Source organism: Arthrobacter sp. P1_C12_2 (genome assembly GCF_056406415.1).
The window spans coordinates 100,711-111,546 of record NZ_JBFUAF010000017.1 but is presented as its reverse complement, the minus strand read 5'-3'; the positions used below and the strand labels follow the sequence as shown (position 1 = coordinate 111,546).

Below are 10,836 nucleotides of genomic sequence, written 5' to 3'. Positions count from 1 at the left end.
GGCACTCTGCCGCTTCGGTGTCATGGCACCCTCACGCGAGGACCGCTTACCCGTGGGAGTCGCAGCAAACTCATCATGATCCCGAGCGTAAGCCCAAATCCCGACCGCATGCCCCGAAATCCCATACTCACGCAACACCGCACCCTTTTGACCACGCGGGGCAGCCTCGTACTTCTCCAGGATCGAAAGCTTCTCCTCAAGAGTCCGGAACGGCACCTTCCCAGTCGACTTCGTCATGCCCAACCCGCCMGCCTGTCGCGAAGACAATCTGTCTCACGACAGGCTGACAGAGAGGGAATACCGGTAGCGCCAGGGATTTTGCGTGTCGCAGGGTAGCTGGCACCGCTGCGGGCAGTGGTTTGCGCCTGGGGCGCACAATAGAGCCATGGGAGCAACGGGAGCGATCACCGACGTCGCCGGGATCCGGGTAGGCCACGTCCAGAAGTCCGGCGACGGCTGGCTGAGCGGGGTGACGGTGGTTCTGCCGCCGCCGGGCACGGTGGGCTCGGTCGATGTCAGGGGCGGCGGACCCGCGACGCATGAGACGGACTCGCTGGATCCCACCACGCTGTCCCAGACCGTGGACGCCGTGGTCCTGACCGGGGGGAGCGCGTTTGGCCTCGCCGCGGCGCACGGCGCCCAGCGCTGGTGCGAGGAGAACGGCCGCGGCTTCCCGGTCCCCGGCGGGCTGGTTCCGATCGTGCCGGCGGCCGCGATTTTCGACCTTGGCCGCGGCGGCGATTTCTCTGCCCGCCCCGGCGAGGCGATGGGCTACGCGGCGACGGCCGCCGCCGCCGGGCAGCCGGAAGGGCACGACGTCGGCCGCGGCAACGTCGGCGCCGGCACAGGAGCGGCAATCGGCCGGGGTCAATACAAAGGGGGAGTGGGCACCGCCTCCATCACTTTAGACAATGGGGTCGTTGTAGCGGCGCTAGCGGTCGTTAATGCGCTGGGACTCCCATTTGGCACATCGCCGCAACGGGTGGAACCCGCGTCGGATGGCCCGAGCACGCAGGAACCGCCCCCGCTGAACACCACCCTCGTCGTCGTCGCCACCGATGCCGTCCTGGACAAGGCAGACTGCAAGCGGACGGCCTCTGCGGCCCATGCCGGACTGGCCCGGGCCCTGGCGCCGAGCCACACCCTCGCCGACGGCGATACCGTGTTCGCCCTGGCGACGGGCGCGGTCGCGCTTGACCGCAGCACAACGACGGCCCGGCAGATAAGCCTCATTACCCTGCAGAGCGCGGCCGCCGACGTCGTCCGGCTGGCCATCCTCGACGGGATCGCGCGGGCGGAGGCAGTGACTACGGCCGCCGGGACGTTAGGTGCGTACGGACGCTGAGTGCGCTACGATGGACGGTTTTATCTCAGGATTTAACAATCGGGCCGCAATGGCGTAGTGTTGTCTGTTGGTTGTCTGCCCCGGTGTGCCCTTTTGGGGTTCGGTGGCACCAGCCAATCAATCAAAAACGTCCGCGGTCATGACCGGTGCAAACCGGGAGGCTGCGGCAACAACAGTTAGCGGAGGGTATGGCCAAGAAGGACGGGGTCATTGAGATCGAGGGCGTTGTGACCGAGGCGCTGCCCAACGCGATGTTTCGCGTTGAGCTCACCAACAAGCACATCGTTCTGGCACACATCTCTGGAAAGATGCGCCAGCACTACATCAGGATCCTCCCCGAGGACCGCGTAGTGGTGGAGCTGAGCCCTTACGACCTGACACGTGGTCGTATCGTCTACCGCTACAAGTAAACACTGGGCGGCCAGGGCAACAGCCGAGGGCCGGTCCAGCTGACCAACTGCAACACGCAAAGGAACGCCATGAAGGTCAAGCCGAGCGTCAAGCAGATCTGCGAAAAGTGCAAAGTGATCCGCCGTAATGGCCGGGTCATGGTGATCTGCGAGAACCCGCGCCACAAGCAGCGCCAGGGCTAATTTCCTTCACGGGAAACCCTGGGTTGCTAACCCACGCAAGTAAATAAAGGCAGCACAAGCTGAACTGGGACGTATTGAGCCCGGACAGCTAACCCCCGGTCGGAGGCTGGGGCCGCACTGAAACTGCGGGTGTACTGCCTACGACCTCCGGTTTATACAAGGAGTACTGCCAATATGGCTCGTCTCGCTGGCGTAGACATTCCCCGCGAAAAGCGGTTGGAAATTGCGCTTACTTACATCTACGGCGTGGGCAAGACCCGTGCACACGAAACCCTGGCTGCTACCGGCATCAGCGCTGACGTTCGGGTCAAGGACCTGACCGACGCGCAGCTGGTTGAGCTGCGTGACTACATTGAAGGCAACTACAAGGTTGAGGGTGACCTTCGCCGCGAAGTGGCCGCTGATATCCGCCGCAAGGTTGAAATCGGCAGCTACGAAGGTATTCGCCACCGCAAGGGCCTGCCCGTACGCGGACAGCGTACGAAGACCAACGCACGTACCCGCAAGGGCCCGAAGCGCACCGTCGCAGGCAAGAAGAAGGCCCGTTAATCCCTGAGGGATTAACGAGGCTTTCCCCCAATAACTTTCTGTAGGAGAAAAAATGCCCCCGAAGACTCGTGGCGCGGTTCGCAAGCCGCGTAAGAAGGACAAGAAGAATATCGCGCTGGGCCAGGCGCACATCAAGAGCACCTTTAACAACACCATCGTGTCCATCACGGACCCGAACGGTGCTGTCATCTCCTGGGCTTCGTCCGGTGAGGTTGGCTTCAAGGGCTCGCGTAAGTCCACCCCGTTCGCTGCCCAGATGGCCGCCGAAGCCGCCGCAAAGCGTGCACAGGAGCACGGCATGCGCAAGGTTGACGTGTTCGTCAAGGGACCGGGTTCCGGACGCGAAACCGCCATCCGCTCGCTGCAGGCCGCTGGCCTCGAGGTTGGCTCCATCCAGGACGTCACCCCCAGCGCCCACAACGGCTGCCGTCCGCCGAAGCGCCGCCGCGTCTAAGGCTTTCCAGCGCCCAGGAGCTTGCCCGGACCCTCATCGGTCCGGGCAGGCCCGGCCGCGTTAAGTCTTCAGACCGATCTTTCCACCACCTGTGTTGCGTCATATAGCGGATGCTCGCCGAAAGGAAACCTAAGTGCTCATTGCACAGCGCCCCACCCTCTCCGAAGAGGTCGTCTCCGAAAACCGCTCACGGTTCATCATTGAACCGCTGGAGCCGGGCTTCGGTTACACCCTCGGAAACTCCCTCCGCCGTACCCTGCTCTCCTCCATCCCCGGTGCCTCTGTAACGAGCATCCGGATCGATGGCGTGCTGCATGAGTTCACCACGGTTCCGGGTGTCAAGGAAGATGTCACTGAGATCATCCTGAACATCAAGAGCCTGTCGGTTTCCTCCGAGCACGACGAGCCGGTTGTTGCTTACCTGCGCAAGCAGGGCCCGGGAGTCGTCACCGCCGCGGACATCGCTCCGCCGGCCGGCGTCGAATTCCACAACCCGGATCTGCACATTGCCACGCTGAACTCGAAGGGCAAGTTCGAACTCGAACTGACCATCGAGCGCGGTCGCGGCTACGTTTCGGCAGCTCAGAACAAGTCCGGCGACTCCGAGATCGGCCGTATCCCGGTCGACTCGATCTACTCGCCGGTCCTGAAGGTTACTTTCCGCGTGGAAGCTACCCGTGTTGAGCAGCGCACTGACTTCGACAAGCTCATTGTCGACGTCGAGACCAAGCAGGCAATCGCCCCGCGCGACGCCGTTGCTTCGGCAGGTACCACCTTGGTGGAACTGTTCGGTCTGGCCCGCGAGCTGAACACCGCAGCTGAAGGTATCGAGATCGGCCCGTCGCCGACGGACGCTGCCCTGGCAGCCGACATGGCCCTGCCGATCGAGGATCTGGACCTGACGGTCCGTTCCTACAACTGCCTCAAGCGTGAGGGCATCCACACCGTGGGTGAACTCGTTGCCCGCTCCGAGGCTGACCTCATGGACATCCGTAACTTCGGTGCGAAGTCCATCGATGAGGTCAAGGCCAAGCTGGTCGAACTGGGCCTGTCCCTCAAGGACTCCCCTCCCGGTTTCGATCTCGCAGCGCGTGCCGCAGCCATCGAAGAGGACGACGCCGCGTTCAGCGACGACGAGCTCTAACCAACAGATCTTGGCCGGCTGGCTGGATGCACCATGGTGTGCGCAGCCCAACGGCTTCCATATGAGGAGAAACTATTATGCCTACCCCCGCTAAGGGTCCGCGCCTCGGAGGCGGAGCGGCTCACGAGCGTCTTATGCTCGCGAACCTGTCCGCCGCACTTTTCGAGCACAAGCGGATCACCACCACGGTCACCAAGGCCAAGCGCCTGAAGCCGTACGCCGAGCGCCTGGTGACTTTCGCCAAGCGTGGCGACCTCGCTTCCCGCCGTCGTGTACTCGGCCTGATCAGCAACAAGGGCATCGTCCACGAGCTGTTCACCGACATTGCACAGGCAGTGGAGAACCGCGATGGCGGCTACACCCGCATCACCAAGATCGGCAACCGCAAGGGCGACAACGCTCCCATGGCTGTCATCGAACTGGTTCTTGAGCCGGTTTCCGCGAAGCAGGCCGTCGTAGCCGAGGCTACCTCCGCCGCCAAGCGCGATGCAGACAAGAAGGACGCCGAGAAGGCCGAAGCAGCTCCGGTTGCCGAGACCGAAGAGGCTCCCGAGGCTGAGGTCGTTGAGACCGAAGCCGCTGCCGAAGAGGCTCCGGCCGCTGAGGAAGCAGCTGTTGAGTCCGAGAAGGACGCGAAGTAATTCGCTAAATCTTTCTTATAGACTTAAGTCTATGAACGAGCTCAAACCCGCTGCCCCCGTCTTGGGGGGCGGCGGGTTTTTGCGTATCCGGATGGATGTGGCGTACGACGGCGGCGCGTTCAGCGGGTGGGCCGTGCAGCCGGGGCTGCGCACCGTCCAGGGCGTCCTGGAGGAGGCCCTCGCGCTGCTGATCCGCCGCCCCATCCGGGTCACGGTCGCCGGGCGCACCGACGCCGGCGTGCACGCCCGCGGCCAGGTGGTCCACCTGGACCTCAGCGAGGCGGAATGGCTGGGCTTGAACCGGGGCGCCGAACTGGATCCCGCCGTCGCCCTGCTCCGCCGCATCCGCGGCGCCTTGAGCCGGGGCCTAGGCGACCTCAGCGGGGCCATAGAGGTCCACAGGGTCAGTGTGGCGCCCGACGGCTTCGATGCCCGGTTCTCCGCCCTCTGGCGGCGCTATTCCTACCGGATCGCGGACGGCCCCGCGCTCTGGGACCCGCTGGGACGCGCCTCGACCCTGTGGCATAGGGAACCGCTCGACGTCGGCCTCCTCAACGAGGGCGCCGCACCGCTGCTCGGGCTGCAGGATTTCCGCTCCTACTGCAAGCCCCGCGAAGGCGCGACGACCATCCGTGAACTGCAGCGCTTCGAATTCGCGCGCGGCACCGACGGGGTGATTGTTGCCACCGTCCAGGCCGACGCGTTCTGCCACAACATGGTCCGCTCCCTGGTGGGCTCGGCGTTGTATGTGGGGGAGGGCGTAGAGGCCCCGGGCTGGCTTTACGAGCGGCTCCTCGCCCGGCAGCGCGACGCCCGCTCCGTGCTGGCAGCCCCGCATCCGCTGGTACTCGAGGAAGTGGCCTACCCGACAGCTGGCGGCATGCTGGCCCGGGCCGAACTGACCCGGGCCCTGCGCGCCTAGAACGCGGCCGGGGGTCCGTCGGAGGGCAGCTCGAGGGTGAAGGTGCTGCCGTGCCCTGGACGGGTGCGGCACGAGATGGATCCACCGTGCCGTTCCACAATGGCCTTGGTGATGGACAGCCCCAGGCCGGCACCCGGAATGGATCCGTCACGGACGGCCGGGCTGCGGAAGAAGCGCGTGAAGACCCGCCCGGCGTCGGCGGCGGTCATGCCCATCCCGGTGTCCTCGACGTGCAGGCGCACCAGGCCGTCGCCGGTGCTGGCGGAGACCCGCACCGATCCGCCGTCGGGTGAGTACTTGATTGCGTTGGAGACGAGGTTGTCCAGGGCCTGGCTGATCCGGAGCGGGTCCACGTGGGCCCAGAGCGGCCCCTGGACGTCCATGGCGAGGCAGACGCGGGACGCCTGGGCGTGGGCCTGGGCCGAGCCGAGGCTGGCCTCCACGAGCCCGGCGAGGTCAGTGCGGCGGGGATGGACATGAACTGCGGCGCTGGCGGACATGAGAAGGTCCGAGACCAGGGCCAGCAGGCGCTCCGCGTTGCGCTGCGCCACCTCGACACGGCGTACCACCGGGCTGTCCAGGCCCTCCGTGTCCGCAAGTACCAGGTCCAGGTTGCCGATGATGGACGTCAGCGGCGTGCGGAATTCGTGGGAGACGGTGGAGACCACCTCGTCCTTCGCTCCCAGGGCATCCACCAGGCCGGTGACCTCGTTGAAGACCACCACGGCGCCGCGGAAGTCGCCGGCGTCGTTCTTCAAGGGCCGGGCTCCCGTCGAGACCACCCGGCTGGCCGCCGCCTCACCGAAGCAGACTAGGTAGTCGGCAAAGGACTCACCGGCCAGCGCCCGGCGGATGGGACGTCGTTCCACCGGCAACGGGGTGCTTCGGTCCTGCCCGGTCAGCAGGAGCTGGCCTTCCTCCTCCGGCAGTACGTCCGCCGCCGGTTCGGCCGTCGGGCGGGGCGCCGCGGCCGCTGATTGCTCCAGTTCGGTCTGCCACGTGTTTGTCAGCAGGCGGCGGCCGCCGGCGTCCACTGCCACGATCCCGACGTCGACGGTGTCAAGAATGGTGTTCAGGAGCCGTTCACGTTCCCGGCTGTCCGCGAGCAGGACCTCCAGCTCGGCTTCCTTGGACTTGATCCGCCACTGCTCGTGCCGCAGGCGCGCCCGCGCGAAACGCATGGCCAGGGAGACCGCGAGCATCATCAGCGGCACCAGCATGGCTTCGGCCGTGCGGGCTGCAGGCGGTGCCGAGTGATCCGCCAGGAGCCAGGGCAGAGCGGCCAGCAGCGGCACCGAGAAGCTCAGTGAAAGGCTCGCGGGGGCGGACAGCCTGGATGCCGAAATCCACACCACGGGCAGGACCGAGAGCACCCCGGGATCCGGCAGTCCGGCCGTGGTGCCGTCCCGGAGCAATCCGATCGCGGCCAGGTCCAGGACGGGAATGACGAGCGGCGTCAACGGCCCAAAGCGCTGCCACGGAACCAGGACGCAGGCCGCAAGGAGCGCGGCCTGCAGGGCAAGGGCGTTCCGGCACAGGGTGCTGTCCGCGAGGCCGGGCCAGGCAGCGGGGGCAGCAACTACGACTCCGGCCATCATCAGGGCCAGCGGCAACTGGCAGGCGAAGACCCGCGCGCGCGGCCCCAGAGCCTTGCCGTATCGATCCGCACTTTGGATCAGCCGCAGTCTAAGCAAAGACGCCGCGCTCCCTTCCCGTTGCTCCAGTTTTACACCTTGTGTCACGCAAATTTGACATAAATCGAAGTTTTGCCATTTCTGTTACCGAGCTGCCGGGAATTTGCCCCATATGGTGGGTATTCTGACAATGCCGGTGGGGACCGGCGAGATCATTGCTGCCACCGCATCCGCGAACGGCAGCGCAGCGTGACACATGAGGGGGGCCATGACCGATCTGGGAGTCGCCGTCGTAGTAGAAGACGACGAAGATGTTCGGAACCTTGTCGAAGCCGTATTGAGCCAGGCAGGCTTCGAAGTTCATTCGGCGGCCGGCGGGCGTGAAGGGGTCGACGTCGTCAGGGCGCGGGAGGCAAGCGTGGTCACCCTCGATGTCGGGCTTCCCGATATCGACGGCTTCGAGGTGCTGCGCCGGATCCGGCAGTTCAGCGACGCCTACGTGGTCATGCTGACGGCGCGAACCGACGAACTGGACACGCTGACGGCGTTTCATACCGGGGCCGATGATTTCCTGGCGAAACCTTTCCGGCCCCGGGAATTGCGCGCCCGAGTGGGCGCCATGATGCGCCGGCCCCGGCAGGACATCCGTGCCGCGGAAGTATCCGGGACGGCTCCTGAGGCTGCCGCCGCCCCGGCAGAGTCCCGGAGCCCTGTGCTGCACCACAACGGCCTGGACCTGAACCCCGAGACCCGGTCCGTGAGTGTCGACGGCGTGGCGGTCAGCCTGACCCGCAGCGAGTTCGACCTCCTGCAGGCGCTCCTCAAGGGCGCCGGCGCCGTGCGGTCCAAGACCGAACTGGTGCGGGTGGTCCGGGGCGATTACTACCGGGCGGACGCCTACATCAGCGAGTCCGACGAACGCGCCGTCGAGGTGCATATCGGCAACCTCCGGAGGAAACTCGGCGAGGACCCGGTGCAGCCGCGCTGGCTGCAGACCGTCCGCGGCGTGGGCTACCGGCTGTCGCCGGCGCGGTAGCCCCCGGCAGGGCTTCCTGCGCCCGGCGCCCGGGCCGCCTGTACGGGGCAACGGTCCCGCTGGCCCTAGCTGTCCCACAGGACATAGCTGAACTGGAGCTCGTCTACGGTTTCCCCGCCGCGCTCGGCAACGTCGCGCAGCAGCGACAGGGCGCGGCCAATGTCTCCGGCCCTGAGGGCGTTCTCCAGTTCGCCGGCGAGCTGGGCCAGACGCAGGCCTCCGACCATGGCCGAGGACGTCTTCAGGCTCAGCACGGCGTCCATCGAGCCGGCGAGATCCCCGCGTTCGAGGGCCGACGCCAGCGAGCGGTAGCGCTGGTCCCACATCCGGGTGTAGTCCCGGGCAAATCCCTTCGCCACGGCGGGACTGTCGAGCTGGGCGCCCAGATCCTGAAGTGCGGCCGGGTCCACAAGCGGGGCCGCCGCCGTCAGGGCTTCCGGGACGGCCGCGGGCGCACTGGATGCCGTCTGGGCAGGCGCCGGCAGTCCGGGAGAGGTTATGGGAGCGAGGGCAATGCTCGCATCTCCGTCGTCGGGGCAAGCGCTTGGAAGGGACATGTGACCACGCTACTTGCTGATGCGGGCGATGCCTTGCAGCCCGGTCTATCCTGCGGAAACCCTGAGGCTTTCCGCAGGGGTACCAAAGACAGCTGCTATTGCCGGCTGGTCTCCATGATGACGGCGGCTGCTTAGTGGCCGCTGAACGTGTCAATGGCGTTGATGACGGCCGGACCCAGGATGGCGATGAAAAGCACGGGGAAGATGAAGAACAGCAGGGGAAACAAGATGGTGACGGGCAGCTTCATGGCCTTCTCCTCGGCCCGTTGCCGGCGCTTGACCCGCATGACCTTCGCCTGCACTCGCAGCACCCGGCTGATGGCAATGCCGTAGGTGTCGGCCTGGACCACTGCCTGGACGAAGCTGCGGAGCTCGGGCACGTTGGTCCGTTCCGCCAGTGCCACGTACGACTCGCGCCGGCTGCGCCCAACCTGCATGTCCTGCAGGGTCCGGATCAGTTCCTCCGCCAGCGGGCCCTTGCCGTTCTCGCCGGCCCGGGCCATGGCGCCTTCGAAGCCCATGCCCGCTTCCACGGAGATCAGCATCTGGTCCAGCGTGTTGGCCAGTTCCAGCTGCATCGTTTTCTGCCGCTCCTGCCCTTTGCTGTAGAGCAGGAGATCGGGGATGAAGTAGCCCAGCAGGAGCACAAAGATGCCGACGAGCTTGAGGATCGGCGTCGGGCCGTTGGCGCTGATGTAGAAGCCCAGCAGGGCACCCAGCAGGCCAAGGAGCGGCTTGGCCGCGAGCACGCGGCCCAGCGGCAGCGACGCGGGACGCCCGGCGAGGGACAGCAGCCGGTCCAGTTTGCGGACGTAGGCCGCGGGAGTCAGCCGGTAACCGGCCCGTTCCAGCAGGCTGCTGCGCTCCGGCCGGGTGAGTTCGGCAGCGTCCGCGCCCAGAGCGAGCAACTCCCGCATGGCGCGCTGCGACCTGCGGTCGACGGAGAGCATCGACCACGCGAGATAGCCGAGCGGCAACGCCACCAGCAGCATGGCAATAAGTACAGCAGGTGCCATGGCCGCCTCAGAACTTCAGGTCGATGATCTTGCGCATCCACAGACCACCAATGGTCATGAGGATGACGGATGCGGCCATCATGCCCCAGCCCAGCGCGTGCGTGAACATGACGTTCATGTAGCCGGGATTGACCAGCATCAGCATCACCACAATCCCGATCGGCATGGCCATGAGGATGTAGGCGGAGAACTTGCCCTCGGCGGCGAGCGATTTGATGTGCCCTTTGATCTCGCTGCGCTCGCGGATGGTCTCGTTGACCTGGTCCAGGACTTCGGCCAGGTTCCCGCCCACCTCACGGTTGATCTGGATGGCCTGGGCGATCCAGACGAAGTCTTCGTTCCGCATCCGGTCCGCCGTGTCGGTGAGGGAGTCCAGGAGGTCCCGGCCCAGGCTGGTCTCGGTGACCACCCGGCGCATCTCCTCCGACGTCGGGCTTTGCGATTCGGTCGCGGCAGCGTCGATGGCGCGCATGATGCTGTGTCCCGCCCGGAGGCCGCCGGAAAGCAACTGAAGGGTGTCGCCGAGCTGCTGGTCGAACTTGGTGCGGCGCTTGCCGGTCAGGAAGCCGAGCACGAGGTGCCCCACGACCGGTGCCAGCAGCACCAGCAGGACCGCCAGCAACGGCCCCGCGACGACGAACCCGGCAACGCCACCCGCAACCGCGCCGGCGAGGAGCAGGACGTAGAAGTCGGCCTGGCCCAGGCGCAGGCCGGCCTGTTCCAGCGACTCGCGGTTGAAAAGCCGGACTTTGCGGCCAGAGAAGAAGCCGTCGACCAGGTGGACGGCTGAGCCGGCGAACCGCGTCAGCTGCGAGTCTGAATGACTCTGGACGGGTCTGCGCCGGTCCAGCGGGATACTCGCCCCGCCGGGGGCGAGCAGCACGATCCCCAGGACCACCACTGCGCTGAAGAGCAGGCCGACGCCGATGGGCAGCAGAGTCATGG

General features: G+C 66.1%; 14 protein-coding genes. 9 read left to right on the top strand and 5 right to left on the bottom strand.

The features are described 5' to 3' along the window. The coding region (locus AC1DZQ_RS17185; protein WP_476964624.1) for a hypothetical protein at positions 1-237 on the bottom strand (237 nt) is incomplete at its 3' end. Between the two features lie 148 nt (positions 238-385). Here AC1DZQ_RS17185 and AC1DZQ_RS17180 point away from each other — a divergent pair. The 8 genes from AC1DZQ_RS17180 to AC1DZQ_RS17145 all read left to right on the top strand — a co-directional run bounded on the left by AC1DZQ_RS17180 (position 386) and on the right by AC1DZQ_RS17145 (position 5,648). After that, positions 386-1,345 (top strand): P1 family peptidase, encoded by a 960-nt coding sequence (locus AC1DZQ_RS17180; protein WP_476964623.1) that lies wholly within the window; start codon positions 386-388, stop codon positions 1,343-1,345. Between the two features lie 188 nt (positions 1,346-1,533). Continuing rightward, positions 1,534-1,755, top strand: coding sequence for a translation initiation factor IF-1 (gene infA, locus AC1DZQ_RS17175; RefSeq protein WP_009358723.1), 222 nt, complete (start codon positions 1,534-1,536; stop codon positions 1,753-1,755). Positions 1,756-1,824: 69 nt separating this feature from the next. Beyond that, positions 1,825-1,938 (top strand): 50S ribosomal protein L36, encoded by a 114-nt coding sequence (gene rpmJ, locus AC1DZQ_RS17170; protein WP_009358722.1) that lies wholly within the window; start codon positions 1,825-1,827, stop codon positions 1,936-1,938. A gap of 174 nt (positions 1,939-2,112) precedes the next feature. Further along, complete coding sequence (gene rpsM, locus AC1DZQ_RS17165; protein ID WP_028275004.1) at positions 2,113-2,487, top strand: 30S ribosomal protein S13; 375 nt, start codon at positions 2,113-2,115, stop codon at positions 2,485-2,487. Positions 2,488-2,539: 52 nt separating this feature from the next. Continuing rightward, positions 2,540-2,941 carry a 30S ribosomal protein S11 gene (gene rpsK, locus AC1DZQ_RS17160; RefSeq protein ID WP_018773682.1) on the top strand — a complete coding sequence of 134 codons (402 nt, stop codon included), beginning with the start codon at positions 2,540-2,542 and terminating at the stop codon, positions 2,939-2,941. A 133-nt stretch (positions 2,942-3,074) separates the two neighbouring features. Continuing rightward, positions 3,075-4,085, top strand: a complete 1,011-nt coding sequence (locus tag AC1DZQ_RS17155; protein WP_277526269.1) for a DNA-directed RNA polymerase subunit alpha — start codon at positions 3,075-3,077, stop codon at positions 4,083-4,085. Positions 4,086-4,162: 77 nt separating this feature from the next. After that, entirely contained in the window at positions 4,163-4,726 is a 564-nt protein-coding gene (rplQ, locus tag AC1DZQ_RS17150; RefSeq protein ID WP_476964622.1) for a 50S ribosomal protein L17, read from the top strand. Between the two features lie 31 nt (positions 4,727-4,757). Next, positions 4,758-5,648, top strand: a complete 891-nt coding sequence (locus AC1DZQ_RS17145) for a tRNA pseudouridine synthase A (protein ID WP_476964621.1) — start codon at positions 4,758-4,760, stop codon at positions 5,646-5,648. Here the strand turns inward: AC1DZQ_RS17145 and AC1DZQ_RS17140 are convergent. Next, positions 5,645-7,342 carry a sensor histidine kinase gene (locus AC1DZQ_RS17140; protein WP_476964620.1) on the bottom strand — a complete coding sequence of 566 codons (1,698 nt, stop codon included), beginning with the start codon at positions 7,340-7,342 and terminating at the stop codon, positions 5,645-5,647. The two genes, AC1DZQ_RS17145 and AC1DZQ_RS17140, sit on opposite strands and share 4 nt — an antisense overlap. Before the next feature lie 208 nt (positions 7,343-7,550). On the opposite strand from AC1DZQ_RS17140, the gene AC1DZQ_RS17135 reads away from it, so the two are divergent. Then, on the top strand, positions 7,551-8,318 hold the full coding sequence (locus AC1DZQ_RS17135; protein ID WP_476964619.1) for a response regulator transcription factor: 768 nt from the start codon (positions 7,551-7,553) through the stop codon (positions 8,316-8,318). A gap of 65 nt (positions 8,319-8,383) precedes the next feature. On the opposite strand, the gene AC1DZQ_RS17130 is transcribed toward AC1DZQ_RS17135, so the two are convergent. The 3 genes from AC1DZQ_RS17130 to AC1DZQ_RS17120 form a co-directional block, all read right to left on the bottom strand. After that, entirely contained in the window at positions 8,384-8,875 is a 492-nt protein-coding gene (locus tag AC1DZQ_RS17130) for an Hpt domain-containing protein (RefSeq protein ID WP_476964618.1), read from the bottom strand. Between the two features lie 131 nt (positions 8,876-9,006). Then, positions 9,007-9,891, bottom strand: coding sequence for a type II secretion system F family protein (locus tag AC1DZQ_RS17125; RefSeq protein ID WP_476964617.1), 885 nt, complete (start codon positions 9,889-9,891; stop codon positions 9,007-9,009). A 7-nt stretch (positions 9,892-9,898) separates the two neighbouring features. Next, complete coding sequence (locus AC1DZQ_RS17120) at positions 9,899-10,834, bottom strand: type II secretion system F family protein (RefSeq protein WP_476964616.1); 936 nt, start codon at positions 10,832-10,834, stop codon at positions 9,899-9,901. Positions 10,835-10,836: the final 2 nt, after the last annotated feature.

Coding starts and splice junctions, on each gene's coding strand:
- AC1DZQ_RS17130 (WP_476964618.1), bottom strand. CDS start 8,875: ATGTCCCTTCCAAGCGCTTGCCCCGACGACGGAGATGCGAGCATTGCC.
- rpsK (WP_018773682.1), top strand. CDS start 2,540: ATGCCCCCGAAGACTCGTGGCGCGGTTCGCAAGCCGCGTAAGAAGGAC.
- AC1DZQ_RS17145 (WP_476964621.1), top strand. CDS start 4,758: ATGAACGAGCTCAAACCCGCTGCCCCCGTCTTGGGGGGCGGCGGGTTT.
- AC1DZQ_RS17125 (WP_476964617.1), bottom strand. CDS start 9,891: ATGGCACCTGCTGTACTTATTGCCATGCTGCTGGTGGCGTTGCCGCTC.
- infA (WP_009358723.1), top strand. CDS start 1,534: ATGGCCAAGAAGGACGGGGTCATTGAGATCGAGGGCGTTGTGACCGAG.
- AC1DZQ_RS17135 (WP_476964619.1), top strand. CDS start 7,551: ATGACCGATCTGGGAGTCGCCGTCGTAGTAGAAGACGACGAAGATGTT.
- rpmJ (WP_009358722.1), top strand. CDS start 1,825: ATGAAGGTCAAGCCGAGCGTCAAGCAGATCTGCGAAAAGTGCAAAGTG.
- AC1DZQ_RS17180 (WP_476964623.1), top strand. CDS start 386: ATGGGAGCAACGGGAGCGATCACCGACGTCGCCGGGATCCGGGTAGGC.
- rplQ (WP_476964622.1), top strand. CDS start 4,163: ATGCCTACCCCCGCTAAGGGTCCGCGCCTCGGAGGCGGAGCGGCTCAC.
- rpsM (WP_028275004.1), top strand. CDS start 2,113: ATGGCTCGTCTCGCTGGCGTAGACATTCCCCGCGAAAAGCGGTTGGAA.
- AC1DZQ_RS17120 (WP_476964616.1), bottom strand. CDS start 10,834: ATGACTCTGCTGCCCATCGGCGTCGGCCTGCTCTTCAGCGCAGTGGTG.